Annotated in this window: 26 protein-coding genes; 9 read left to right on the forward strand and 17 right to left on the reverse strand. The window is 71.4% G+C overall.

Annotation, left to right across the window (positions count from 1 at the left end):
* Positions 1–49 precede the first annotated feature (49 nt).
* Positions 50–1,513, reverse strand: coding sequence for a DUF6421 family protein (locus tag BM342_RS18210; RefSeq protein ID WP_092968933.1), 1,464 nt, complete (start codon positions 1,511–1,513; stop codon positions 50–52).
* Between the two features lie 203 nt (positions 1,514–1,716).
* Between BM342_RS18210 and BM342_RS18215 the strand changes: the two genes are divergently transcribed.
* The gene (locus tag BM342_RS18215) at positions 1,717–2,469 is read left to right on the forward strand and encodes a DNA alkylation repair protein (protein ID WP_092969451.1); all 753 of its coding nucleotides are present in this window, start codon (positions 1,717–1,719) and stop codon (positions 2,467–2,469) included.
* Positions 2,470–2,489: 20 nt separating this feature from the next.
* Here the strand turns inward: BM342_RS18215 and BM342_RS18220 are convergent, their stop codons facing one another.
* Complete coding sequence (locus BM342_RS18220; protein WP_177232264.1) at positions 2,490–3,122, reverse strand: TetR/AcrR family transcriptional regulator; 633 nt, start codon at positions 3,120–3,122, stop codon at positions 2,490–2,492.
* 88 nt (positions 3,123–3,210) lie between these two features.
* Here BM342_RS18220 and BM342_RS18225 point away from each other — a divergent pair, with 88 nt between their 5' ends.
* Entirely contained in the window at positions 3,211–4,737 is a 1,527-nt protein-coding gene (locus BM342_RS18225; RefSeq protein WP_092968937.1) for a DHA2 family efflux MFS transporter permease subunit, read from the forward strand.
* 80 nt (positions 4,738–4,817) lie between these two features.
* Here BM342_RS18225 and BM342_RS18230 read toward each other — a convergent pair whose 3' ends face one another.
* Together BM342_RS18230 and acs are read right to left on the reverse strand one after the other, a co-directional pair.
* On the reverse strand, positions 4,818–5,120 hold the full coding sequence (locus BM342_RS18230) for a DUF4190 domain-containing protein (RefSeq protein ID WP_092968939.1): 303 nt from the start codon (positions 5,118–5,120) through the stop codon (positions 4,818–4,820).
* A 170-nt stretch (positions 5,121–5,290) separates the two neighbouring features.
* Positions 5,291–7,315, reverse strand: coding sequence for an acetate--CoA ligase (acs, locus tag BM342_RS18235; protein ID WP_092968941.1), 2,025 nt, complete (start codon positions 7,313–7,315; stop codon positions 5,291–5,293).
* A 197-nt stretch (positions 7,316–7,512) separates the two neighbouring features.
* On the opposite strand from acs, the gene BM342_RS18240 reads away from it, so the two are divergent.
* Positions 7,513–8,148 (forward strand): MBL fold metallo-hydrolase, encoded by a 636-nt coding sequence (locus tag BM342_RS18240; protein ID WP_092968943.1) that lies wholly within the window; start codon positions 7,513–7,515, stop codon positions 8,146–8,148.
* 40 nt (positions 8,149–8,188) lie between these two features.
* On the opposite strand, the gene BM342_RS18245 is transcribed toward BM342_RS18240, so the two are convergent.
* The 5 genes from BM342_RS18245 to BM342_RS18265 form a co-directional block, all read right to left on the reverse strand.
* The gene (locus BM342_RS18245) at positions 8,189–9,118 is read right to left on the reverse strand and encodes an ABC transporter permease (protein WP_218154970.1); all 930 of its coding nucleotides are present in this window, start codon (positions 9,116–9,118) and stop codon (positions 8,189–8,191) included.
* Between the two features lie 12 nt (positions 9,119–9,130).
* Complete coding sequence (locus BM342_RS18250; protein ID WP_092968945.1) at positions 9,131–10,168, reverse strand: aliphatic sulfonate ABC transporter substrate-binding protein; 1,038 nt, start codon at positions 10,166–10,168, stop codon at positions 9,131–9,133.
* An 88-nt stretch (positions 10,169–10,256) separates the two neighbouring features.
* A complete protein-coding gene (locus BM342_RS18255) occupies positions 10,257–11,147 on the reverse strand; it encodes an ABC transporter ATP-binding protein (RefSeq protein WP_092968947.1) in 891 nt (296 codons plus the stop codon).
* A 155-nt stretch (positions 11,148–11,302) separates the two neighbouring features.
* Positions 11,303–12,652: an RNA polymerase sigma factor gene (locus BM342_RS18260; RefSeq protein ID WP_255368946.1), complete on the reverse strand. Its 1,350-nt coding sequence runs from the start codon at positions 12,650–12,652 to the stop codon at positions 11,303–11,305.
* A gap of 52 nt (positions 12,653–12,704) precedes the next feature.
* Positions 12,705–13,058: a YciI family protein gene (locus BM342_RS18265; RefSeq protein WP_177232265.1), complete on the reverse strand. Its 354-nt coding sequence runs from the start codon at positions 13,056–13,058 to the stop codon at positions 12,705–12,707.
* A gap of 191 nt (positions 13,059–13,249) precedes the next feature.
* Here BM342_RS18265 and BM342_RS18270 point away from each other — a divergent pair, with 191 nt between their 5' ends.
* Positions 13,250–13,957, forward strand: a complete 708-nt coding sequence (locus BM342_RS18270; protein WP_177232266.1) for a DUF998 domain-containing protein — start codon at positions 13,250–13,252, stop codon at positions 13,955–13,957.
* Between the two features lie 18 nt (positions 13,958–13,975).
* On the opposite strand, the gene BM342_RS18275 is transcribed toward BM342_RS18270, so the two are convergent.
* The 3 genes from BM342_RS18275 to BM342_RS18285 all read right to left on the reverse strand — a co-directional run bounded on the left by BM342_RS18275 (position 13,976) and on the right by BM342_RS18285 (position 15,932).
* Positions 13,976–14,578 (reverse strand): GNAT family N-acetyltransferase, encoded by a 603-nt coding sequence (locus tag BM342_RS18275; protein ID WP_092968955.1) that lies wholly within the window; start codon positions 14,576–14,578, stop codon positions 13,976–13,978.
* Positions 14,579–14,759: 181 nt separating this feature from the next.
* A complete protein-coding gene (locus tag BM342_RS18280) occupies positions 14,760–15,455 on the reverse strand; it encodes an NAD(P)H-dependent oxidoreductase (RefSeq protein WP_255368947.1) in 696 nt (231 codons plus the stop codon).
* 3 nt (positions 15,456–15,458) lie between these two features.
* Positions 15,459–15,932 carry a MarR family winged helix-turn-helix transcriptional regulator gene (locus tag BM342_RS18285; protein ID WP_092968957.1) on the reverse strand — a complete coding sequence of 158 codons (474 nt, stop codon included), beginning with the start codon at positions 15,930–15,932 and terminating at the stop codon, positions 15,459–15,461.
* 124 nt (positions 15,933–16,056) lie between these two features.
* Between BM342_RS18285 and BM342_RS18290 the strand changes: the two genes are divergently transcribed.
* Positions 16,057–16,896: an SDR family oxidoreductase gene (locus tag BM342_RS18290; RefSeq protein ID WP_092968959.1), complete on the forward strand. Its 840-nt coding sequence runs from the start codon at positions 16,057–16,059 to the stop codon at positions 16,894–16,896.
* 118 nt (positions 16,897–17,014) lie between these two features.
* On the opposite strand, the gene BM342_RS18295 is transcribed toward BM342_RS18290, so the two are convergent.
* The 5 genes from BM342_RS18295 to BM342_RS18315 all read right to left on the reverse strand — a co-directional run bounded on the left by BM342_RS18295 (position 17,015) and on the right by BM342_RS18315 (position 20,745).
* The gene (locus BM342_RS18295) at positions 17,015–17,497 is read right to left on the reverse strand and encodes a GNAT family N-acetyltransferase (RefSeq protein ID WP_092968961.1); all 483 of its coding nucleotides are present in this window, start codon (positions 17,495–17,497) and stop codon (positions 17,015–17,017) included.
* A 57-nt stretch (positions 17,498–17,554) separates the two neighbouring features.
* The gene (locus BM342_RS18300) at positions 17,555–17,980 is read right to left on the reverse strand and encodes a hypothetical protein (RefSeq protein ID WP_143109933.1); all 426 of its coding nucleotides are present in this window, start codon (positions 17,978–17,980) and stop codon (positions 17,555–17,557) included.
* Complete coding sequence (locus BM342_RS18305; protein WP_143109934.1) at positions 17,977–19,266, reverse strand: serine/threonine-protein kinase; 1,290 nt, start codon at positions 19,264–19,266, stop codon at positions 17,977–17,979. The genes BM342_RS18300 and BM342_RS18305 overlap by 4 nt, the downstream gene beginning before the upstream one ends.
* A gap of 81 nt (positions 19,267–19,347) precedes the next feature.
* Positions 19,348–20,190, reverse strand: coding sequence for an exodeoxyribonuclease III (locus BM342_RS18310; protein ID WP_092968966.1), 843 nt, complete (start codon positions 20,188–20,190; stop codon positions 19,348–19,350).
* A gap of 48 nt (positions 20,191–20,238) precedes the next feature.
* Entirely contained in the window at positions 20,239–20,745 is a 507-nt protein-coding gene (locus BM342_RS18315; protein ID WP_092968968.1) for a DUF6328 family protein, read from the reverse strand.
* A gap of 259 nt (positions 20,746–21,004) precedes the next feature.
* On the opposite strand from BM342_RS18315, the gene BM342_RS18320 reads away from it, so the two are divergent.
* From BM342_RS18320 to BM342_RS18335, 4 genes are all read left to right on the forward strand, one after another.
* On the forward strand, positions 21,005–21,718 hold the full coding sequence (locus BM342_RS18320; protein WP_143109935.1) for an LPXTG cell wall anchor domain-containing protein: 714 nt from the start codon (positions 21,005–21,007) through the stop codon (positions 21,716–21,718).
* Positions 21,715–23,505 (forward strand): DUF4012 domain-containing protein, encoded by a 1,791-nt coding sequence (locus BM342_RS18325; RefSeq protein ID WP_092968970.1) that lies wholly within the window; start codon positions 21,715–21,717, stop codon positions 23,503–23,505. The genes BM342_RS18320 and BM342_RS18325 overlap by 4 nt, the downstream gene beginning before the upstream one ends.
* A 39-nt stretch (positions 23,506–23,544) precedes the next feature.
* Positions 23,545–24,357 carry a coenzyme F420-0:L-glutamate ligase gene (gene cofE, locus BM342_RS18330; RefSeq protein ID WP_092969463.1) on the forward strand — a complete coding sequence of 271 codons (813 nt, stop codon included), beginning with the start codon at positions 23,545–23,547 and terminating at the stop codon, positions 24,355–24,357.
* A 74-nt stretch (positions 24,358–24,431) separates the two neighbouring features.
* On the forward strand, positions 24,432–25,214 hold the full coding sequence (locus BM342_RS18335; RefSeq protein WP_092968972.1) for a GntR family transcriptional regulator: 783 nt from the start codon (positions 24,432–24,434) through the stop codon (positions 25,212–25,214).
* Positions 25,215–25,333: the final 119 nt, after the last annotated feature.

Raw genomic sequence — 25,333 nt, forward strand, 5'->3', positions numbered from 1 at the left:
TCCGGTCGGTCCTGAGCAGCGTACGTCGTCCTGACTCGCGGGTCGATGGTCAGGCGGTGGCGCCCGTGATGCCGACCGTCGACTCGATGACGGGCTTCATCTTCTTGTCGAGCGCCTCGAAGAACATCGACAGCGGGAACTCGTCGTCCATCACGAGGTCGGTGTAGCCCTTCGGCGGGCCCGCGAGCACCTCGCGGGGCAGGCCCTCGGCCCACACCGACGCCGGGTTCGGCGTCACGACGCTCGTCACGAGGTCGTAGGCGGCGAGCCAGTGCACGGTCTTCGGGCGGTCGATCGACTTCCAGTAGAGCTCGTCGATCGCGTCGCCGAGCTCGACGACCGCGTCGGGCACCGCGTCCCAGTCGAAGGTGAGCTTCACGTCGGTCCAGTCGAGCACGTGCTTGCGGTGCAGCCACGCGAACAGCAGCTGGCCGCCGAGCCCGTCGTAGTTGCGCACGCGCGAACCCGTGATCGCGAAGCGGAAGATGCGGTCGAAGATCACGGCGTACTGCACGAGCTTGCCGGTCGAGCGCATCTGCTCCTCGACCTCGGTGAGCTCGTCGCCGGCCGCGAGGCGGGCGTCGAGCGCGCGCTGGATCTTGACCGACTCGCGGAACGCGGTCAGGTCGCAGCGCAGTTCTTCGAGGGAGTACAGGAAGAACGGCATGCGCTGCTTGATCATGAACGGGTCGAACGGCAGGTCGCCGCGCATGTGCGTGCGGTCGTGGATGATGTCCCACATCACGAACGTTCGCTCGGCGAGCTCCTGGTCGTCGAGCAGCGCGGCCGCGTCGGCGGGCAGCTCGAGCTTCGTGATCTCGGATGCCGCGCGCACGACCCGTCGGTACCGGGCCGCCTCGCGGTCCTGGAAGATCGCGCCCCACGTGAAGGGCGGGATCTCGCGCATCGCGACCGTCTCGGGGAACAGCACGGCCGAGTTCGTGTCGTACCCGGGCGTGAAGTCGACGAGCCGCAGGCTCACGAAGAGCTTGTTGCCGTAGTCGCCGGCCTCGAGGGCCGCGATGAACTCGGGCCAGATCGTCTCGACGACGAGCGCCTCGATGTGCCGGTCGGGCGAGCCGTTCTGCGTGACCATCGGGAACACGACGAGATGGCGGATGCCGTCGACGCGGTGCTGCTGCGGCTGGAAGGCCACGAGCGAGTCGAGGAAGTCGGGAACGCCGTATCCCTCGGCCTGCCAGCGTCGGAAGTCGACGACCGATGCCGCGAGGTACGCCCGCTCGTGCGGGAACCGCGGTGCGAGCTCGTCGATCGACGCGACGATCACGTCGACGAGCTCACCGGCGCGCGCGTGGTCGCCGGCCTCGGGCACCGAGCCGTCCTTGACCTGGATCGACTGGAGTTCGGTGGCGGCGGCCTTCAGCGCGAGCCAGGCGGCGTCGCTCTCGACGTCGGTCGCGAGGGCGATCTCGGCCGCGGTGATCTCGCGAGCCCGCTCGTCTTCGAGGACCTCGGGTTCGCCGATGATGGCGTCGGCAGCAGTGGTCGACATGTGAACCTCCGTTCCTCGGTATTCGTGCCGATCGGCACTGACGGCGCGGGTGGAAATCGCCGCGCATATCAAGGCTACGAGGCATCCGTGTGCGATTGATTGAGAAGTCGCGCACGATTGCTGCGTTGCGGCCTCGTTTCAGAGAACGGATCGCCGGAGCGCGAGCGATGCGTGCGCGGAGCCTCGGCGGTAGCATCCGCAGCATGACGGATGCCGATGCGCTGACGGCCGGAGCCCTCGCGGCGGCGATCGATGCGGCCGGCGATCCGGTCGACGCGGAGTTCCTCCAGCGGTTCTTCAAGACCGGCCCCGGCCAGTACGGCGAGGGCGACGTGTTCGTCGGCGTGCGCGTGCCCGTCACCCGCCGCATCGTGAAGGGCTTCGAGCGGATGCCGCTCGCCGAGGCATCCGCCCTGCTCGAGAGCCCCGTGCACGAACACCGCCTGGCGGCGCTCATCGTGATGGTGAAGCAGTTCGAGGTCGCGAGCAGGCCGCGCACGCGCGACGACGCGGCACGAGCCGAGCTGCACGCGGCCTACCTCGATGCCGTCCGGGCCGGGCACGTGGACAACTGGGACCTCGTCGACTCGTCGGCCGGGGTCCTGGTCGGCGAGGTCCTGCGCTCGGGCGACGGCGAGCCTGCGCTGCTCGACGGGCTCGCGGCATCCGACTCGCTGTGGGAGCGGCGCGTCGCAGTGCTCTCGACGTTCGCGTTCATCAAGGCGGGCGACGCCGGGCCGATCCTGCGGCTCGCCCCGAAGCTGCTCGACGACCGCGAGGACCTCATGCACAAGGCGGTCGGGTGGATGCTGCGCGAGACCGGCAAGCGCGTCGACCGTGCGGTGCTCACGGGGTTCCTCGACGAGTACGCGCCGCGGATGCCGCGCACGATGCTGTCGTATGCGACCGAGCACCTCTCGCCCGAGGAGCGTGCGTTCTATCGCGCACTGCGCTGAACGCGGGCGGGGCCCTCAGCTCACCAGGGCTCGCCGATCTTCGGCAGGAACGCGCGCACCTTCTCGAGCGCGTCGGGGAAGCACTCGTCGAGCACTTCGGTGGCGCTGACCCCGAGGCCGTAGTCGTCGGTGAGGCGCAGGCCGACCACGGCGTTGATGAGCATGCCGGTCGCGAAGAACCCTCGCGTCTCGTCGGCCGAGAAGCCGGCGTCGACGCGGATGAACTCCCAGAGGCGGCTGAAGCCGTCGCGCGCGACCTGGCCGATCTCGGTCTCGCCGCCCATCTGCGTGGACCCGGCGATGACCGGCAGCATGCCGCGCTCGGCGAGCAGTCCGGTGTACGCGGCGCCGAGTCGCGACGCGCGCTCGTCGACCGGGCCGGGCAGCGCCTGCCGGAACGCTTCGAGCAGGTGGTCGTAGGCGCGGTCGATGACGTCGATGTAGAGCCGCTGCTTCGTGCCGAACAGCCGCACGACGTAGGGCTGGCTGACCCCGGCGGCGCGTGCGACCTCGTCGGTCGTCGTGCCGACGTAGGTCTTCGCGCCGAAGACCGCGGTGGCCGCGACGAGGATCTGCTCGCGACGGTCTGCGGCGCTCATGCGCCCGGTCGGAGCGGCGGCTGCTTCGAGTGCTTCGGCGGCTTCGGGACTCATGCTTGACATGTTATCAGTCGATTACTACAGTGCAAGAGTCGTAAGTAATCATCCGATAACAACATTCTCGAATCCAAGGAGTCGTGCCATGTCCACCACGGCCGAATCGACCTCGACCACTGCCGAAGACCGGGCGACGGATGCCGCGCGCAGCCCCGGCGGCAACGCAGGCGTTGCAGCGAGCGGGGCCCGAGGCGGCGGCCCTGCGGCATCCGCTCGCCGTCCCCGCCCGTTCTGGCTCGTGCTGCTCGCCGCGGCACTGCCCATGTTCATGGCCACCCTCGACAACCTCGTCATGACGAACGCGCTGCCCGTGCTGCACGCCGACCTCGGGGCATCCGTCGAAGAACTGCAGTGGTTCATGAACGCCTACACGCTCGCCTTCGCGAGCACGATCCTCATGGCCGTCGCGATCGGCGACCGATTCGGGCGCCGCACCGTGTTCGTCATCGGCATCGCCATCTTCACGCTCAGCTCGGCGCTCGCCGCGCTCGCCACCGATCCCGGTCAGCTGATCGCGGCCCGCGCCGCCCAGGGGTTCGGCGCCGCGGCGATCATGCCGCTCTCGCTCACGCTGCTGGCCGGTTCGGTGCCGCTGGCACGCCGTGCGCTCGCGATCGGCATCTGGGGCGGAGTGTCCGGTCTGGGCGTCGCGGTCGGGCCGCTCGTCGGCGGCGCCGTGATCGAGGGGTGGTCGTGGCAGGCCATCTTCTGGATCAACGTGCCCATCGGCGTGATCGCCGTCGCACTCGCACTCCTCGCGCTCCCGAACAGCTTCGGCGCCAAGCTCCGCGCCGACCTCGTCGGCGTGGTGCTCTCGGGCGTCGGCCTGCTCGCCCTCGTCTACGGCATCGTGCGCGGCAACGACGCGGGCTGGGACAGCACCGAGGTGCTCGCCGGTCTCATCGGCGGCGGCATCCTGCTGCTCGCGTTCGTCTTCTGGGAGTCGCGCGCGAAGGCGCCGCTGCTGCCGCTGCGACTGTTCCGCGACCGCAGCTTCAGCGTCGCGAACCTGGTCGGGTTCGGCTTCAGCTTCGGTGCGTTCGGGTCTGTGTTCATCCTGATCCAGTTCCTGCAGGTGGTGCAGGGTGCGAGCCCGCTCGAAGCCGCCGTGCAGACCACCCCGTGGACGCTCGCGCCCATGATCGTCGCCCCGATCGCCGGCATCATCGCCCCGCGAGTCGGCACGCGCACCCTGATCGTGATCGGCAACGTGCTGCTCGGCGGGTCGCTGCTGTGGCTCTCAGGCCTCCTCGACGCGAGCGTCGAGTACCCGGCCTACATCGCACCGTTCATCCTCGCGGGCATCGGCATGGGCCTCGTGTTCGCGCCGTCCGCGACCGCGGTGCTCGCGACCATGGCACCCATCGACCACGCGAAGGCGAGCGGCACCAACTCGATGGTGCGCGAGGTCGGCATCGCACTCGGCATCGCGGTGTCGACGGCCGTGTTCACCGGGGCCGGCGGTGCGCTCACGCCCGACCTCTACCAGGTCGGCGCACAGCCCGCCGTCATCGTGACGGCCGCGGTGCTGCTCGCGACGGCGATCGTGGCGTTCGCGCTGCCGTCGGGGCAGCAGGCCAAGGGCGCACCGGCCGAAGCGGCGGTCGCGTAGCGAAGGCGGCCGCTCGACCGCGGCACGACGAAGCCCCCGCCCCGGAGCATCCGGAGCGGGGGCTTCTGCGCGCGTGCGACTCAGTAGGTCGAGGTGACCGCGCTCGTCGTGGCGAGCACCGAGACGAAGACGATCGTCAGGATGATGCCGATCACGATCGACGCGAAGCCGATGATGACGGCGGCGAGGGCGAGGCCGCGGCCGCGCTCGCCCGTCTTCTTGACCTGGTTGAGGCCGATGAAGCCGAGCACGATCGCGACGACGTTGAACCCGATGATCGACAGCACGAAGCCGACGATCGACAGGACGTTCCACTTCTCGGACGGCGCGACCGGGGCGGCGGGCTGGGCGGGGGGAACGGGGGCGGCGGGCAGGTCAGACATGCGGGCTTCCTTCGCGGGTATGGGGCGGATATCGCCGGATGCAGCGTGGCAGGTCAGGTCGCCGGTCGTCAATGGGCAACGCCGCGCTCGCGCCATGCGACGACGCCGGGCGTCATGCGCGCCGACTTCCACGGGCGCCGCCCGCGCGCCGACCTCAGCGGACGCCGGCCTCAGCCCGCGAGCAGCTCGGCGATCGCGTCGGGCACGCGGTCGTCCTGGAGCGAGGTCACATCGCCGAGCGGGCGGCCCTCGGCGAGATCCACGAGCAGGCGGCGCATGATCTTGCCCGAGCGGGTCTTCGGCAGGTCGGCGACGAACACGACCTCGCGGGGCTTCGCGATCGGGCCGATGGCGGTGGCCACGTGGGCACGCAGCGCCGCGGCGCGCTCGGCCGCGGCATCCGATCTCGCTGCGATGCCCGTCAGGGCGTCGGATGCCACCACGAACGCCACGATCGCCTCGCCCGTCGTCGCGTCGCCGACCCCGACGACTCCGGCCTCGCCGACCGAGGAATGGGCGACGAGCGCCGACTCGATCTCGATGGTCGAGAGCCGGTGGCCCGACACGTTGATGACGTCGTCGACCCGGCCGAGCAGCCAGATGTCGCCGTCGGCGTCGACCTTCGCGCCGTCGCCCGAGAAGAAGTATCCGCAGTCGGCGAAGCGGGCCCAGTAGGCGTCGCGGTACCGCTCGGGGTTGCCCCACACGGTGCGCGCCATGCCGGGCCAGGTGCCGTCGATGACGAGGTAACCCCCATGGCCGGGTGCGACATCCGACCCCTGCTCGTCGACGACCCGCGTCGTGAGCCCGGGCAGCGCGCGCAGCGACGAGCCGGGCTTCAGCGTCGAGACGCCGGGCAGCGGCGCCATGACGGCAGCGCCCGTCTCGGACTGCCACCAGGTGTCGACGATGGGCGCCGCGCCCGCACCGATCTGCTCGCGGAACCACATCCACGCCTCGGGGTTGATCGCCTCGCCCACCGAGCCGAGCAGTCGGATCGACGACAGGTCGTGGCCGCCGGCATCCGCTCCGGGAACTCCCTCGGGGAACCAGGTCATGAGCGAGCGGATGAGCGTGGGCGCGGTGTAGTAGGTCGTGACGCCGTAGCGCTCGATGATCTCGAAGTGCCGGCCCGGGTGCGGGGTGTTCGGCGTGCCCTCGTAGATGACGCTCGTCGTGCCCGTGAGCAGCGGCCCGTAGTGCACGTAGCTGTGCGCGGTGACCCACGCGAGGTCGGCCGTGCACCAGTAGACGTCGTCGGGCTTCGCGTCGAAGACCGCCCAGTAGCTGTACGCCACGTGCGTGAGGTAGCCGCCGGTCGTGTGCACCAGGCCCTTCGGCTTTCCGGTCGTGCCGCTCGTGTAGATGATGAACAGCGGATGCTCCGCATCGAAGCTCTCGGCCTCGTGCACGTCGGGCTGTCGGCCGACGACCTCGTGCCACCAGACGTCGCGCCCTGGCGTGAACGGCAGGTCGGGCGTCTCGTCGCCCGTGCGCCGGATCACGAGCACGTGCTCGACGGATGCCACGCCTGCGACGGCCGCGTCGACGGCCGCCTTGACCGGCACGGCCGCGCCCCTGCGGAACTGGCCGTCGGTCGTGATGACGAGCTTGGCCCCCGTGTCTTCGACGCGGAACCGCAGCGCCTCCGACGAGAAGCCTCCGAACACGAGCGAGTGCACCGCGCCGATGCGCGTGACGGCGAGCGTCGCGATGACCGTCTCGAGCAGCACGGGCAGGTAGACGACGACGCGGTCGCCCGCGACGACCCCGAGCTCGGTGAGCGCGTGCGCGGCCTTCGCGACCTCGCGCTGCAGCTCGGCATAGGTGAGCGAGCGTCGGTCGCCGCGCTCGCCCTCGAAGTGGAACGCGACCTTGTCGCCGCGCCCCGCGGCCACGTGCCGGTCGACCGCGTTGACGCTCGCGTTCAGGCGTCCGCCCGCGAACCACTCGGCACGCGGCACGCTGAGTTCGCCGGTCTCACCATTGGTCCTCGCCGGATGCCACGTGTGGGCCGTGTGCCACGGCTCCGCCCAGTCGAGCCGGGCCGCCTGCTGCTCCCAGAACGCGACCGGATCGGCGTCGGCCGCGGCGCGCAGCGCGTCGGCATCGGCCGCCGTGACGTTGGCCCGCGCGGCGAAGGCGTCGGATGCGGGGAAGCGGCGGTGCTCGTGGAGCAGGGGGTCGATGCTCATGCTGGTCCGTTCGTCGTCGCGTGTCTCAGGCGACCGGACGGGGCTCCGATCGCGATGGGCGAGGCGCATCGACGCTGGTGCGGGCATCCCGATGCTCCGACGCTACGTGAGGCCGCCCGGCCCGGTCCGATGCGGCGTCATGCTCCGTCACGCCGGACGAGTTGTAGCGTGAAGGACACGCTTCGAGAGGAATCCCCATGACCGCGATCACCCTGCTCGGCCATTCCGCGATCAGCCTCGACAACGGCGGCAGCCGTCTCGTCATCGACCCCGGCGCCTTCAGCGACCTCGCCGGGCTGGCGGATGCCGCTGCGGTGCTCGTGACCCATGGGCACCCCGATCACGTGGCGGCTGCCGCGCTCGTGGGCGTCACGGCCGACGTCTGGGCGCCCGCGGCTGTCGTCACGCAACTCGAGGAGGCTGGAGTGCCGGCGGATCGGCTGCACGCCGTCGCACCGGGAGATACGTTCGATGCAGCCGGCTTCGACATCGCCGTCGTCGGAACCGGGCTGCACGCGGAGATCTACCCGAGCCTGCCTCCGGTGGCGAACAACGCCTACCTGATCGACGGCCGGCTGCTCGTCCCCGGGGATTCGTTCACGGCCGCTCCGGACCCGGAGGCGGTCGAGGTGCTCTTCGCTCCCGTCATGGCCCCCTGGCTCAAGCTGGCCGAGACGATCGACTACGCGAAGCGGCACCCGAACGCGACGGTCGTGCCCGTCCACGACGGCCTCCTTGCCGACTCCGGACGGACGTTCACCGACAACATCGCCGGCGCGCTGATCGGGAGCGCCTACCGCCGGATCCCGGCCGGCGAGGCGACCGAGATCTGAACGAGCGGGCGGCTCACGCGGCTCACGCTGCTCGGGCGGCTCACGCCCACTTGCGCACTGCCCAACGCTCGAAGAGGCCGACGAGGGCGTCGGTGAGCTTGCCGAGCACCGCGAGCAGGATGATCGCGAGGAAGATGCGGTCGATGCGACCGTTCTGGCCCGAGTCGAGCAGCAGGAACCCGAGGCCCATCGAGCTCGCGATGAGCTCGGCTGCCACGAGGAAGAGCCAGGCCTGTGCGAGCGCGAGGCGCAGCGCGGAGACGACCGAGGGCACGACCGCGGGCAGCTGCACCGCGGTGAAGAGGCGGATGCCGCGGAGGCCGAACGCGCGCCCGGCCTCGAGCAGGTGCCGGTCGACGTGGCGGAGGGCCGCGGCGACGATCGTGTAGACCGGGAAGAAGGCTCCGATCGCGATGAGGATGATCTTCGAGTCCTCGGCGATGCCGAACCAGAGGATCAGCAGCGGGATCCACGCGAGCGACGGCACCGCGCGGATCGCGCCGAGCGTCGGCGAGAGCAGGATGTCGCCCAGCTTCGAGAGTCCGACGATCGCGCCGACCACGAGGCCGAACACGGCGCCGATCGCGAACCCGATGAACACGCGCTGCGTCGAGATCGCGATGTAGAGGCCGAGCAGCCCGCGCTGGGCGAGGTCGACGGCCGCGAGCCAGACCATCTCGGGGCTCGGCAGCATCGAGACCGGCACCAGCCCGCTCGTCGAGACGAACTGCCACGTGAGCAGCAGTGCGAGCGGGATGATGGCGCCGCCGACGACGGCGAACCAGCGGCGGTCGACCAGCCGGCGTCGCGCGCCGGTTCCGCGGGGTGGATCAGGAGTGACGGATGCCTCGCGTCCGGCGCCGCGACCCGCGGCGACCGCGGTGATCGGGCCGTTCGCGGCGACCCTGATCTCCTCGCCGTCGTAGATCGCGGCCCCGGTGGAGGTCACGCCGTTCGAGGCATCCGTCATCTCAGTCGATCCTCACTCGAAGCGCGACGGGTCTGCGGCGGTCGCGAACTCGTCGTTGATGAGGGTGTCGAGCGCGTCGTCGACCTGCTCCTGCGAGGGGACGTCGCCGAGCTCGACGAAGATCGGGCCGATCTTCTCGAGCACCGCGACCTGCGCGTCACCGGGAACGTTGTCGACGTCGAGGTTCGTGCGCTCGGTGATGACCTTCGTGGCGACGGCCTCGTCGAGTCCGGCGACCTCGGCGAGGATCGAAGCGGTCTCCTCGGGGTTCTCCTCGGCCCAGGCGCGCGCGTGCTCGTAGGCGTCGACGACGGCCTGCGCGACCTCGGGCTTGTTCTCGATGAAGTCCTCGGTCGCGTTCAGGAACCCGTACGAGTTGAAGTCGACGTTGCGGTAGAAGAGCGAGGCGCCCGCCTCTTCGGCGCCGGCCATGATCGGGTCGAGACCCGCCCAGGCGTCGACGGAACCGTTCTGGAGTGCGGCCCAGCCATCGGCGTGCTGCAGGTTCTGCACCGTGATGTCGTCGGCCGAGAGGCCCTCGGCCTCGAGCGACTGCAGCAGGAAGAAGTAGGGGTCGGTGCCCTTGGTCGCGGCGACCTGCTTGCCCTTGAGGTCCTCGACGGACTCGACGCCCGTGCCGTCGGTCGTGACGAGGGCGGCCCACTCGGGCTGCGAGAAGATGTCGATGACCTGGATCGGCGAGCCGTTCGAGCGTGCGAGCAGCGCGGCCGAGCCGGCGGTCGAGCCGACGTCGATGGCCCCGGCGCGCAGCGCCTCGTTGGCCTTGTTCGAGCCGGCCGACTGCACCCAGTTCACGGTGAGGCCGGCGTCTTCGAGCCAGCCCTGGTCCTTGATGACGAGGCTCAGCGGGTTGTAGGTCGCGAAGTCGATGTTGAGCGTCTGGCCCTCGAGCGAGACGGCCTCGCCGGATGCCGCGGGCTCGGGCTCTGCGGCCTGGCCCTCGCCGGCGACGCAGCCCGAGAGCAGCAGGGCGGAGGCGGCGGCGCCCGCGACGAGCGCGGATCGCAGGAACGGTGCGGTGCGGGACATGTGTTCTCCTCTGGGTGGGACGCGACGCGGGTGCTGTGGTGCGTCGGACGTCGGTGCGGTGAAGCGCGGGTGTTGGAGTGCGGGTCGGTCAGTACGGGTAGTGCGGGATCGTGGTGCCGGTCTCGATGCCGCGGGCGACGCCGTGCCGGTCGATGCCGAGTCCGTCGAGCAGGCGCCCGCGGAGCTCGGCGAGCTCTGCCGAGCCGCGGTCGCGGGGTCGGTGCCCGGGAACGACCACCGTCTGCGTGACGACGGCGCCGGGCGTGGCATCCGGACCCGCTTCGTGCCCGAGCAGGATCACCCGGTCGGCCAGCTGCAGCGCCTCGTCGACGTCGTGCGTCACGAGGAGCACGGTCGCGGGCTCGGCGGCGTGCACGTCGAGCAGCAGGTCCTGCATCTTCAGGCGCGTCAGGGCGTCGAGCGCGCCGAACGGCTCGTCGAGCAGCAGCACGGCGGGGTTGCGCGCGAGGGCGCGGGCGAGCGAGGTGCGCTGCGCCATGCCGCCCGAGACCTCGCGCGGCCGGTGGTCGGCGAAGTCGGCGAGGCCGACGAGGTCGAGCAGGCGCGCGACCTGGTCGCGACCCTCGGCGCGGGGGGTGCCGCGGGGCAGCCCGAGTGCGACGTTGTTCGCGATCGTGCGCCACGGCAGCAGGCGCGGCTCCTGGAACCCGACGGCCGAGCGGGCGTCGAACGGCTTCACGGGCTCGCCGCCGATGAGCGTCTCGCCCTGCGTCGGCCGGTCGAGGCCGCCGGCGATGCGCAGCAGCGTCGACTTGCCGCATCCGCTCGGCCCGAGGATGGCGACGATCTCGCCGGCGGCGATCTCGAGGTCGATGTCGCGCAGCACCTGACGCTCGCCGCCCTGGGTGGCGAACGCGCGACCCAGACCGCGGAACGAGACCGGCGCGGCGGCGGCGGAGTGCGCATTCGCTCGCGTGTTCGACGACGCTGCGCGAGCGGTGGCGGATGCCGCGGCCATGGCGTCTCCTCGACGTGCGGTGGCTGGTGGGGTGCTTCGACGGTATCCAGCAGGGCAGGCACTGTCAGGTGAGGCTGACCCGGGGCGTAACACGGCGGGTTCTCGCGTGACGCCCGACGACGTCGAAGTTCCTGCGAACGGGACCGGTCACGGGTTCACGAGCGTGGCAGGGTCTGCGAGCGGCTGCGCGCGGCATCGGCACGGCTTCGCAGCAGGTCGCGCTCACGGGCGTTCGAGGTCATGCCGGCGGCGCGCTCGAACTCGACGGCTGCGTCGAGACCCCGGCCGAGGCGCTCGAGCAGGTCTCCGCGCACGCTCGGCACGAGGTGGTAGTCGCGCAACGCGGGCAGGCCGGTGAGCTGGTCGAGCAGGGTGAGCCCGGCCTCCGGCCCGTACGCGCGCCCGAGCGCGACCGCACGGTTGAGTTCGGCGACGGGTGATCCGGTGCGCTGCCCGAGCCGTTCGTAGAGCTCGGCGATCGACGCCCAGTCCGTGGCGTCGACGGATGCCGCGCGCGCGTGCTCGTCGGCGATCGCGGCCTGGAGCACGAACGGTCCGGGCTCGGCGGCCGGGCTCAGGGCGGGCCCGGCGATGAGGATGGCGTCGGCGCGGGCGAGCGCCTGCCGTCCGCGGCGGATGCGCTCGGCATCCCACGCCCTGCGGTCCTGATGCTCGAGCAGCACGGGTTCGCCGTCGGCGCCGACGCGTGCGGCGAGCCGCGAGGACTGCAGCTCCATGAGGGCCGAGAGCCCGTGCACCTCGGGGTCGTCTGGCACGATCGCGGTGAGGATGCGGCCGAGTCGCACGGCCTCGTCGCAGAGCGTGGGCCGCACCCACTCCTCGCCCTCGGTCGCCGAGTACCCCTCGTTGAAGAGCAGGTAGACCACTCCGAGCACGGTCTGCAGTCGTGCGGCCCGCTCGTCGCCGCTCGGTTCCTCGATCGCGGCGCCCGCCTCGGCGAGCGTGCGCTTGGCGCGCGAGACGCGCTGCGCGACCGTCGCCTCGGGCGCGAGGAACGCGCGGGCGATCTCGCGCGTCGAGAGCCCGGCGACGAGCTTCAGGGTCAGCGTGGTCTGCGCCTCGGCGGTGAGGGCGGGGTGGGCGCAGATGAACATGAGGCGCAGCACGTCGTCCTCGACGTGGTCGATGCCGGCGCCGGGGTCGGCATCGACGGCCTCGTCGAGTTCGCGGGCGAGCGCTGCGAAGGCGTCGTCGTGCTTCGCCTTCCGGCGGAACTCGTCGACGGCTCGACGCTTGGCGGTCGTCATCAGCCAGGCCCCGGGATTGCTCGGGATGCCGGTCGCGGGCCATTGCGCGAGCGCTGCGACGATCGCATCCTGCGCGACGTCCTCGGCGAGCCCGACGTCGCGCACGATGCGCACGAGCGCGGCGATCAGGCGCGTCGACTCCAGTCGCCACACGGCCTCGATCGCGGCGCGCGTCGGCCCGGCGCTCGGAACGGCGCTCGGCCCGGCGCCCACCCGGTCACTCGACTGCTCGCCCACGTGGGCATGAGACCACGCGCGCCGCCCCGACGCAAGGGTCGCGGGCGACCCGCTAGAACTCCGCGATCTGCCGGATCTCGACGCTGCCGACGAACCCGGGCCAGTGATCGACGTGGATCTGCATGAGCCGGCGCCCGAGCTCCACCGCCTCCTCGTACGACCGCACCTCGATCACGGCGTACCCGCCGACGAGTTCCTTCGCCTCGGTGAACGGGCCGTCGACGGCCTTGATCGCGCCGTCGGCGAGCGACACGATCGCGCCCGCCGAGCTCGGCAGCAGCCCCTGGCTGTCGAGAAGCACGCCCGTCTCGCGACCCCAGCGGTCGTACTCGGCCATGGCCTCGTAGATCGCGGGCGGGGTCTCGCCCTGATGCTCGTCGGACTTCATCAAGCACATGTACCGCATGGGATTCCTCCTCGGTGAGGCCCGCCCCGGTGGCGTGCCCTCACCATAGCGTCGGCGTCTCGAGGCCGTTCTCGACACGGCATCCGGAGATTCTCCGGATTCCTTCGAAGCGCATGTCGAGAACGGATGCCGCGCCGCGACGTCTTGGTGAACGACCCGTTCCATCGGGCCGACGACCGAAGGGAATCACCATGAACACGTCACTCGACACTGCGAACGCCGTGACCTCCGGGGCGCCGGCATCTGATGCCGCCGTCCGTCCGGCGCACGCGTCGGACCCCGCCACGAGGCGGCTCGTGCTCGCGGGCGTCGTCGCCGGCCCGCTCTTCGTCACGGTCGGACTCGTGCAGGTGCTCACGCGCGAGGGATTCGACCTGACGCGGCATCCGCTCAGCCTGCTCTCGCTCGGTGACCGCGGCTACGTGCAGATCGCGAACTTCATCGTCGCCGGCATCCTGATGCTCGCGTTCGCGGTCGGCGCTCGCCGCAGCCTCGCCGGCGGGCCCGGCCGAACCTGGGCGCCCGTGCTGTTCGCGCTGTACGGCGTGGGCCTCGTGCTGGGCGGCGCGTTCACGGCCGACCCGGCGCTCGGGTTCCCGCTCGGCACGCCCGACGGGTACCCGACCGAGTGGACGTTCCACGGCGGCGTGCACGCGTTCGCCGCGCCGCTCGCGTTCCTGGCGCTGGTCGCGGTGACGTTCGTCGTGGCGAAGCGCCTGCGCTGGGAGGGCCATCGCGCGGCGGCGGTCTGGTCGATCGTCACGGGCGTGCTGTGCCTGCTGCTGTGCATCCCGTTCGGGCCCGCGGCGAGCATGCGCCTGTTCGTGGGCGTCGCGCTCGGCTTCGCGTGGATCGCGGTGTACGCGGCATACCTGTTGCGGGGCCGTGCGTCGAGCTGACCGGCCATGCTGCGTCGTTCAGGCCTCGACGGGCCGCCACATGGTCGTGATCGGGCTCGCCTCGTCGAGCGGCGACGTGAAGCCGCCGACGGCGCGGAACCCGGCGCGCTCGTAGCGCCGGTCGTTCGCCGGGTTCGTCGACTCGAGGTAGGCCGCGAGCCCGAGCTCGGCGAACTCCTGCACGTTCGCCGCGAGCATCTGCTGGGCGAGCCCCTCGCCGCGTCGCGACGGGTGGGTCGCCAGGAGACTCAGGTACCAGTGCGGCGGTACGTCGTGCGGATGGTTGGCGTCGAACCGCAGCATGATCTCATCGAAGGCGGCGACCTGCCGCGGGGCGAGCGTCTCGTCGACGATCGCCTTCACGCGTGCGGACTGCGCCTCGGTCATCTCGGCGACGTCGGGCGGAAGCCACACGGCGACCGAGGCTCCGTCGTCGACGACCCGCACGCCGTCGTGGGGCAGCGCGCCCTCGACGAACGGGGTCCAGAACGGCACCAGGTGGTCGGTCGCCCCGTCGGGGCGGCGCAGGATCGGACCCCAGACCGGGTCGTCGGCGAACGCGAGGGCCAGCGTCTCGGCGATGGCCGGGACGTCGGCGTCGGTCGCGCGTCTCTGCTGCATCCGCTCATGGTCTCACGCCGACGACGGGAGGAGAACGGCCGCAGGGGAGGACGACTCGGCTGGAATCGTCCTCCCCTGGGTGGAATCTCCTCCCGTCGAAGCATCCGGGCGGGGCGGATGCCGCGGGCGGGCGGATGCCTCGGGCGCGGGCGTACCCGGCCGAGGCCCGCGGCGGCCCGGCTCAGGCGGCCGGGTCGGCGCCGGCCGCCACGAGGGCCGGCTGGCGGCGGCGGGCCTTCGCGGCATCCGTCGCCCCGAGCCGTCGGGCGGACTCGAGCCAGGCTGCGCGCGTCTCGGGGGTCGAGAACCGCACGGGAGTGAACCGCGTGATGCCGATCGTGCGCACTCCGCAGTAGCCGAGGGTCGCGCGCTTGAGCGAGGTCTCGGCGGCGTTGCGGTAGACGAAGCGGTTCCAGGCGACGGGGGAGTCCATGGTCATGAAGATGCGCGCGGTCTTGCCCGTGAGCAGCCGCGTCGAGATCTGCCCGCGGCCGTACTTGAAGGCCGTGCCCGAGAGCACCGCGCGGTCGAGGAACGCCTTCAGCACCGCGGGGTACGTGCCCCACCACTGCGGGAAGAAGAACACGAGGTGGTCGGCCCACGCGACGTCGTCGATGAACTCGCGGATGCGCGGCTCGAGGTGCGAGGTGTCGCCGTCGGGGGCGCGCAGGTCGCGGCGGTCGGCGGGCAGCAGGTCGAACTCGCGCTCGGCGAGGTCGATGACCCGCACCTGCGAGCCGTCGGCCGGAGCACCGGTCGCGTCGACGGATGCCGCGCGCAGGCCTGCCGCGTACTGCTCGGCGAGGGCGTGGTTGAAGCTGCCGGCGTTGGGGTGGCCGATGATCACGAGCGTGTTCGTCATGGTGCTGTTCGTCATGGTTCAGTGCTCCTTGGAGTCGAGGTGGCGGATGACCGCCTTGAGGTCTTCGTGCAGCGCGTCGAGGTCTGGGGAGACGAGGTCGTCGAACTCGTCGCTGAAGGAGGCCCCGAGCACCGGCAGTGCCTCGGCGAGCAGTTGCCCGGCCTTCGGGGTGATGGACAGCAGCACGCGCCTGGCGTTCGCCGGGTCGGCGCTGGTCTGCACGAACCCCGCCTCGACGAAGGCGGGCACGCGCTTGCTGACTGCGGCCTTGCTGACGCCGAGGCAGTCGGCGAGGAAGGTGATGTCGGGCGGTGACGGCAGGTTCGCGATCACCGCGATGAACTGGAACTGGCTGAAGCTGATGCCGTAGCGCGCCTGCAGCAGCGCGTCCGCGAAGCGATCCATGCGGTCGACGAGCAGGTGCAGGGTGACCGTGAGGTGGTCGCCCAGGGGGCCGCCGGGTTCTGGGAGGGCTTTCGGTTCGGGGCTCATGAGATGAGTAAACCTGTTGACATTCGCAATGTCAACAGGTTGACGAAAAAAGGTCAACACGTTGACACTCAGGTTCGGCGAGCGCGGGGGATCCGAGCCGTCCCGCCGCTGCGAGAATGGACGGATGACCAGAACGGTGCGCGGAGCCGGCCTCCTCATCACGGGGGCCGCCGGCGGCATGGGCCGCATGTACGCGCAGCGCGCGGTCGCCGAGCGCGCCGCATCCGTCACCCTGTGGGACCGCGACGCGTCGGCGCTCGCCCGCACGGTCGACGAGCTCGGCACCGTGTCGCAGGGGCGCACGCGCATCCACTCGTACGTGGTCGACCTCGCCGACCTCGGCTCGATCGCCAAGCACGCCCAGAAGGTGCGCAGGGAGGTCGGCAACCCCGACGTGCTCATCAACAACGCGGGCATCGTGCGCGGCAACGGCTACTTCTGGCAGACCGACAACGGCGACGACACCCGGCCCACCATGCAGGTCAACGCGCTCGCGCCCATGTACGTGACCCGCGAGTTCCTGCCAGGCATGATCGCGAACTCCTACCGGCCCGCACGCATCGTGAACATCGCCTCGGCTGCGGGCACGATCGCGAACCCGCGCATGGCGACCTACGCCGCCTCGAAGGCCGCACTGATCGGGTGGAGCGACTCGCTGCGCGTCGAGCTCGAGCAGGCCGACCACACGAACGTGAAGGTCACGACGGTCACCCCGAGCTACGTCTCGACGGGCATGTTCTCGGGCGCGCGCGGGCCGGCGCTCGCGCCGGTGCTCGAGCCCGGATTCGTCGTGGAACGGGTCTGGCGCGCCATGCTCGCCGGCAAGCCGCTGCTCGAGCTGCCCTGGAGCGTCGGGCTCTCACGTGCGCTGCGCGGGCTGCTGCCGACCCGGGTGTTCGATCGCGTCGTGGGCGACGGCTTCGGCGTCTACCGATCGATGGAGCGGTTCACCGGGCGTCGCTGAGCCGGGCGTCGCTGACCCGGGGGTCGCTGACCCGGTGGTCGCTGACCCGGTGGTCGCTGACCCGGTGGTCGCTGAACAGACCGTCGTGGGCGGTCGCGCCCGGCCGCGGCATCCGGCATCAGAGCGCCTTCCGCATGTGCAGCGACGCGGTGAGGTAGCCGAGGCTCTCGTAGAGCGTGATCGCCGGGATGTTGTACGCGAACGCGTTCAGGCCGAGGCTCGTCGCGCCGCCGTCCTTCGCGATCGCGTCGGCGCGCTGCATGACGATGCGCGCGATGCCGCGGCGCTGGAACTCGTCGTGGACGCGGATGTCGTAGATCCACCAGTCCTCGACGCCCGTGCCGCCCCACGGTCCGAGCCAGAACCACCCGGCATCCTCGCCGGCCAGGCGGATGGTGAAGAGCAGGTGGCCGTCGATGAGCCGGCCGTCGGGGAAGAACCGCTGCTCGGACTCGGCGCGCGCGGCATCCGCACCCTCGGCGCTGTCACCGGCTTCGAGCCGCGACTCCTCGTACTCGCGCATCGCCACGGGCAGCCACGCCTCGACCTCGTCAGGGGTCTTCGGGTCGAGCGTGATCTCGTCGGGGTTCGCCTGCGTCATGCCTCCATGGTGGCGGATGTCGCGGCGGATGTCTCGGGCGCGAGCTCCGGCGCCCGGTCAGTCGTCCTCGTTCTTGTCCTTGCCCTTCCCCTTGCCCTTGTTGTCGCTGTTGCCGGGCGAGTCGTCGGAGTTCCCGGAATCGTCCGAATCGTCGGTGGTCGGCGTCGGCGTGGGGGTCGCGGCGACCTCTGCCGCCTCGAGGTCGGCTCGCACGAGCGCGAGGGCGTCCCTGATCTCCTGCTCCTGCGCGGCATCGAGGTCGCCGTCGGCGGCTGCCTGGTCGACGTCGGCTTCGAGGAGCCCGAGCTCGGCGAGGGCGCCCGCGTAGTCGGCCGAGGCCGCGCGCTCCGAGATGCGGACGACCGACGTGTGCATCTCGGCGGCGGTGTCGTCGTTCGTCGGAGCGCACGACGTGAGGCCGAGGGCGACGAGCAGGGCGACGCCGGCGGCGACGGCGGTCGCGCGAAGGCTCGAGCGCATCACGGGGTCACCGCCTCGTCGAGCTGCTCGAGGTGCACGCCGAGCTCGCCGGGAACGCTCGGAAGCGGTTCAGGGGCTGCCGTGGGTGGCGCGACGAGCGGCGCGACCAGGATCCACAGCAGCGTCGCGGCCACGGCGGCCACCAGCGCGAGCACGGCGATGCGCGCCGTCCGTCTCGGCCGGCGCGTGTCGCGGGAAGGCGTGTGCGCAGGGCCCGGCTGCGGCTCCGGTGTTGCCTCGGACGAGTTCGATCCCGGCACCGTGAGCACGCGCGTCGACCCTTCGCCGGTCGCGTCGGGCCGGGGCTCGCCGGGCATCCGCACGGTCGCGACGTCGTCGGCGACGGATGTCCCGGCTCCGGTCATCGCGACGGTCGGCGTCTCGGCTGCCCCGGCGAATGCGATGGTGGTCGCCGTCTGGGCCGCATCCGATCGTTCCGACACGTCGAGCGCGGACGCCGCGACCACGACCTCGAGCGCCGTCGGGCGCTCGGCGGGCTCGCGCGCGGTCATCGCGCGGAGCAGCGCCACCCAGTCGTCGCCGAGCTCTGGTGGCACGACCGGGTCGCGAACGAGTCGAGCGCTCGCCGACTCGGCGGCGGGGCCCGGGAACGCGGCCTGCTGTGTCCGCGCCTCGAGCACGAGCAGCCCGAGCGCGTAGACGTCGGCGGGCGGTGCGGGGACGGCCCCGGTCACCTGCTCGGGACTCACGTACCCCGGCGTGCCGACGAGGAGCCCGGTGCTCGTGAGCCGGGCGTCGTCGATGAGCCTCGCGATGCCGAAGTCGGCGAGCTTCGCGTTCCAGGTGCGGCCCGGCACGTTCGCGGGCTCCAACAGCACGTTGGCGGGCTTGATGTCGCGGTGCACGATGCCCCGGTCGTGGATCGCGTGCAGCGCCTCGGCGAGGTCCGAGAGCATGGCCGCGGCCTCGCGGGAGCAGAGCGGGCCCAGCCGCAGCGCCTCGCGCAGGTCGCGCCCTTCGACGAGTTCCATGACGAGGAACTCGCGGCCGGTCGACGGGTCGTGGCCGGCGTCGTAGAGCCGCACGAGCGCGCGATGCGAGAGGCTCGCGAGCAGCGCGATCTCCGAGGCGCGGCGGTCGCGGTCGTCGGTGCCCTCGGCGGCGGCCCCGAAGACCTTGACCGCGACGGGTCGGTGCAGGAGCAGGTCGTCGGCTCGGTAGACGCTGGCCATGCCGCCACGGCCGATGAGTCGGTCGAGGCGGTAGCGTTCGGCCATCGTGATCCCGATGAACGGGTCTCCGACGACGCGTTCGGGAGAAGTCGTCACCACTCGAGCGTAGATCGATCGGCCGGAAACCGCCCGGTCGGCCCGCTTCGGCGGCCGTCGCGCCTAGTGGAACAGTCGCGCCTAGAGGAACATCGGTCGGTCGAACTCGTCGTCGCCGCCGCCCAGGTCGAGGTCGACGAGCACCGGCACGTGGTCGCTCGGGGCGGTGCCCTTGCGCTCGTTGCGGTGGATCGACGCGCCGGTGACGGCGTGCGCGAACGCCTCGGACCCGAGGATGAAGTCGATGCGCAGACCCTCGTTGCGGGGGAACCGCAGCTGCTTGTAGTCCCAGTAGGTGAAGCCCTCAGGCACGAGCGGGCGCACGACGTCGGCGACGCCCGCGCCCTCGAACGCGAAGAACGCCTCGCGTTCGGCCGGCGAGACGTGCGTCGTCACGCCCTCGATGACGGTGGGGTCGCCGTTGTCGTGGTCGAACGGCACGATGTTGAAGTCGCCCATGAGCGCGAACGGGCGCGTCGGGTGCGCGGAGGTCTCGGCGCGCGTGTACTCGCGCAGGGCCGCGAGCCAGTCGAGCTTGTAGGTGTAGTGCGGGTCGTCGAGCGAGCGCCCGTTGGGCACGTAGAGGCTCCAGACGCGCACGCCGTCGATGGTCGCGCCGAGCGCACGCGCCTCTTTCGGCAGGTCGGGGCCCTCGTGGCCCTTGAGGAACCCGGGCATGCCCGGGAACTCGGTCTGCACGTCTTCGATCGGTGCGCGGCTCGCGATGGCGACGCCGTTCCACTGGTTCAGGCCGTGGATCGAGAGCTCGTAGCCGGCAGCCTCGAACGCCTCGTGCGGGAACTGCTCCGGCTTGCACTTGATCTCCTGCATGGCCAGGACGTCGACGTCTTCTCGCACCATCCAGTCGACCGTGCGTTCGACGCGGGTGCGGATCGAGTTGACGTTCCAGGTGGCGATGCGCATGGGTTCAAGCCTACGGTCGGCGGGCGACACCGACGGACGACGAGGTGCTCAGGCCGGGAGCTCGGCGTCGTGGTCGGCGGCCTTGCGCGCGAGCGGGAGCACCACCCAGGCGCCGATCACGATCACGATGCCGATGCCGAGCGCCCACCAGCCGGCGGGCCGCGACACCGCGACATCGAACACGAGCGAGGTGACCCCGACGAGCAGCAGGCCGACGACGACGAGGTGGCCGACGAGCAGGCGGTTGCCCGTGAGCACGAGCCGCTCCTTCACCTTGCGCCGGAACAGCGCGCGATGCAGCGTCACGGGCGCCAGGCCGATCACGGTCGCGAGTCCGGCAAGCGAGACCAGCACGAGGTAGAGCCGCAACTGGTAGTCGTCGAGCTCGTCGAATCGGGGCTGGAAGGCCACCGCGATGAGGAAGCCGCCGATGAGCTGCGTGCCGGTCAGGGCGACCCGCAGCTCCTGCAGGATCTCGTTCCAGTTGCGATCGCTGCGCTGGTTCGCGGTCTCGTCGCGGCCGTCGCCGGGCACGACGTCGAGGTGGTCGTCCATGCTCGATGGTAGGCCGAACGCGCGCCGGTCGGGCAACCTCGCGCCGCGCCCGTCCTCACGCGGATCCGAGGTCGTTCCGGACCCGAAATCCCCCCAGTTCCGGGGGGTTCGGCGGGGCGGGCCGCAGAGTACTCTCATGGACATCAGGACGGGGGCGACCCCGGCCCGACCCCAACCACCCGCTGCGCCGCAGCAGGACCCGCCCCGACCTGACCCGTTGGAACACCCGCAGCGACGCCCTTACCCGACTGGTGTCATCATGCGCGCAACGACTGCCGGCATCCTGCTCGCGGCGGCCCTCGTCCTCGTCGGAGGACAGGCCGCCTACGCGGAGGAGATCCCCCCGAGTCCCGACCCCGGATACGTTCCCGAGGTCCCCGTCGAGCCGAGCCTCGGCGGATCCACCGCGGTCGGCGTCTGCGACAACGACGCCCCGTACATCTTCTTCTCCGTCGAGCTGACCGACCCCGACGGGGTCGCCACCTCGAACTTCGCACGGCTCATCCTCAGCGGGGCGGGCGGGCAGACCATGGAGATCCCGCTCGGCGAGCTGCAGGGCGGTTCGCTGTCCGGCAGCGTGCTCTGGCCTGGCGCGTCGGTCGACGAGAACGGCAACGCGAACGGATGGCCCGGCTGGGCGTTCGTGAACGGGCAATGGGTCGAGACGACCGGCAACTTCGCGTGGACCAGGAGCGTGTCCTCGGCGATGATCGTCGTCAACCCCGAGGTCACCGTGCCGCTGAGCTACCCGCCCGCGACCCCGGCCTGCACCGATCCCGGGGGATCGACGCCGGCGGGTGACATGGCGGTCGACACCGTCAACGGCGAGTCGCTGCCGCACACGGGGGTCGCGGCGTGGACGCTTCCCCTCGGACTGGCCGCACTCGGAGCGGCCGTCGTCGGGCTCGTCCTCGTGCTCATGCGCCGACGCCGCACCAGCACCAGCACGGGCACCGGCACCGGCACCGAATGACCGAACCGCACCCCGACGAGATCGCGCCGACGACCCGCAAGCCGGGTCGTCGGGCGCGCATCGTGCTCCTCGTGTGCGGTGCGCTCGTCGTGGCGGTGCTGGCAGCGGCTGCGTGGATCGGGGTGCGCGGGTGGCTCGCCAAGGCCGAGTTGGAGGCTGCGGCCGAGTCGGGCGAGGCGGTCGCGACGGCGATGCTCGCCCGTGATGTCGACACGGCCGGCACCGAGGCCAGGCGCTTCGCCGCCCATGCGTCCGAGGCGGCGCGGCTGACGGGCGACCCGATCTGGGCCATGGCGCAGGCGATTCCGTGGGTCGGCGACGACCTGGCGGCGGCGAGCACGATGGCGAGGGAGCTCGACCACGTCTCGTCCGACGCCGTGCTGCCGATGGTCGGGATCCTCGACGACCTCGACCCGAACACGCTTCGCGACGGCTCGGGGCGCATCGACGTCACGCGCATCGCGTCGATCGCGCCGGTGATCCACGGCGCGTCGACGTCGATCGGAACCGCACTCGACAGCGTGTCGGGCATCCCCCGAGCAGGGCTGTTCGCGCCGATCGCGTCGGCGCGGGATCGCTTCGTCGACGCGCTCACCCGCGCCTCCGGCATGGCGGGAGCGGTCGACGACGCGGTCGCGTTCGTGCCGGCGGCCCTCGGCTCCGACGCGCCGCGACAGTACCTGATCCTCTCGCTCAACAACGCCGAGCTCCGCACCGCGGGCGGCATCCCCGGCGCGATCGCGCTCGTCAGCGTCGACGACGGGGCGCTCTCGCTCGTGCGGCAGGCCAGCGCATACGACTTCTCGGAGTTCACCCAGCCGCTCGCGGTCCGCGACGGGACCCGCGCCGTGTTCGGCGACGAGGTCGGCCGGTACATCCAGAACATCACGATGACGCCCGACTTCGCCGAGACCGGCGAGCTCGCGGCCGGCATGTGGAAGCAGGCGTTCGGCGACCGCATCGACGGCGTGGTGGCCCTCGACCCCATCGCGCTGTCGTACCTGCTCGAGGCGACCGGGCCGGTGAAGGTGCCCGGCGCCACCCCCATCGACGCCGACAACGCCGTCGAGCGCCTGCTCGTCGACCCGTACCGCGTGCCGACGTTCGACCAGTTCGCGAGGGACCAGTACTTCGGGTCCGTCGCCGCCGCGACGCTGACCTCGATGCTCTCGCAGCCGGTCGACCTCGGTGCGCTCGTGTCCTCCCTGGGTCGTGCCGGCGCCGAGCAGCGGCTCTCGGTGTGGAGCGCCCACCCCGACGAGCAGGCCGCGCTCGAGCGCTCGGCGTTCGCCGGGCTGCTCGCCGCCCAGCAGGCATCGGGAGCGCAGACGTACGGCGTCTACCTCAACGATTCGACCGCGGCCAAGCTCGACCCCTACCTCGACGTCTCGATCGACGTCGGCGCGGCTCCGGCGGGCGACGACGGCCGGTCGGAGGTCACGGTGCGCATGACGCTCGCCAACACGGTCACGCCCGACGATCTCGCCCTCATGCCGAGCGACGCGAGCGGCGCGTACCGCGAGGGCTTCGGCCACGGACGGATCGCGACGATCGTCACGGTCTCGCCGCCGGAGGGCGCGTTCGACGGCGGCGTGCTCGTCGACGGCAAGCGCGTCGCCTACGCCGGTGACGGGGCTGCGGGCTCGGCGAACTCGCTCCCGATCGACGTGGAACCGGGTGCCACCACCGTGCTCGAGTTCCGGTTCCTGAGCGCCGAGCCGGGGCAGGTCGACCCGAAGGTCGTGCACACGCCGCTCATCCGGCCGATCGCGATCGGCGGACTCTGAGCGGCACGTTCTGGCAGGCGGCACACGCGTGATGTCATGATGGTGCCGAGTCTGGGCGAGCCGGGGAGAGCCGTGGGATACAGCATCGAAGGCATCGAGGGGGTGCCCGAGATCGTAGCGGGCGCCGATCTGGCGGCCATCATCGTCGGGGCGACGACCCTCGAAGCGGGCGACATCCTCGTGATCACGTCGAAGGTGGTCTCGAAGGCCGAGGGGCGCGTCGTCGCCGCATCCGATCGCGAGCAGGCGATCACCGACGAGACCGTGCGCGTCGTCGCGACGCGCGCGTACGAGGGCGGCGTCACGCGCATCGTCGAGAACCGCCAGGGCATCATCGGCGCCGCCGCGGGGGTCGACGCCTCGAACGCCCCCGACGGCACGGTGCTGCTGCTGCCGCTGGACCCCGACGCGTCGGCACGGGCGCTCGCCACCGGCATCCGCGCGCTCACCGGGCTCTCGATCGGCGTGATCCTGTCGGACACGCTCGGCCGCCCGTGGCGCGACGGCCAGACCGACATCGCGATCGGCGCGGCCGGCGTGCACGTCTTCGACGACCTGCGAGGGGCGACGGATGCCTCGGGCAAGCCGCTCGCCGTGACCATGCCGTGCGTGGCCGACGAGATCGCAGGCGCGGCCGAGCTCGTGAAGGGCAAGTCCGCCGGGATCCCGGTGGCCGTGGTGCGCGGACTCGGGCGCTACGTCGGCGAGCTCGACCTGCCCGGTGCCCGCAGCATCCAGCGTCCGCCCGAGCGGGACCTGTTCCGCGTGGGCGCCGACGAGGCCTACGACAACGGCTACCGCGACGGGTTCGACGAGGCGCAGAACGAGGGGCCGCTCCGGCGGGACCTGTAGCACTTCGACCGACTTCGTGGTTTTTGGATCCAGAAACGCGTGATCGTGGTCGATATCCGCTACGTTCAGGATCCATGAGCGCGCAGAACGCAGGCCCCAGGGGCGGCACGTCGGCATCGGCCCCCGTCGGCGACGGAGGTGCCGCGGCCCTCCAGCAACTCGCGGGGCAGCACGCGACCGGCTACCGATCGGTCGGCGTGATGGTCTACGACATCCTGAAGGATGCGATCCTGAGCGGCGCGCTGCTGCCGGGGCAGAAGCTCCGACAGGAGACGCTCGCGGAGCTCATCGGCGTGTCGCGCCTGCCGGTTCGGTCGGCCCTCATCCAGCTCGAGGCCGACGGGCTCGTCGAGTTCCACGACCGCCGCGGCGCCGTCGTGAAGTCGCTCTCGCCTTCGCAGGCCAAGGAGGTCTACGACATCCGCGTGCTCCTCGAGGTCGAGGCGCTGCGGCTGACGATGGCCGAGCTCACCGACGAGCGCGTCGCCCGCCTGCGGGCGCTCGGCAAGTCGGCGGACCAGAAGCAGGAGGGCGCCGAGTTCGTCGACGCCCGCACCGAGTTCTACGCCGAGCTCTACGACGCCGCGCGCCGGCCCGTGCTCTGGGACATGATCGAGCAGTTGCGCCTCAAGGTCGGCCGTTATGTGCTCGGGTGGCGCCTCGTGGGCGACGCCGAGCACAGCCACACGCATGAGCAGCTGGTCGAGGCCGTCGCCTCGGGCGATGCCGATCGGGCGGCGGGCGTGCTGCGAGATCACCTCGTCGGCGTGCGCGATGCCGTGCTCGAGCTGCTCGAGGCGGAGTCGCAGGAGACGGATGCCTCGGCGCCTGCCCTGCGCGTCCGCGCGCCGCGCTGAGCGAGGTCCCGGCTCTCCGCACCGCCTCCGGCTCGCTGCGAGGTTCCATCCCGCCGCAGCAACCGCTCCGGCATCGCGCGCCTCTTGCTTTTTGGATCCAGAATCCGAAATACTGAACC

It is taken from the genome of Agromyces sp. CF514 (assembly GCF_900113185.1).
GTDB lineage: Bacteria > Actinomycetota > Actinomycetes > Actinomycetales > Microbacteriaceae > Agromyces.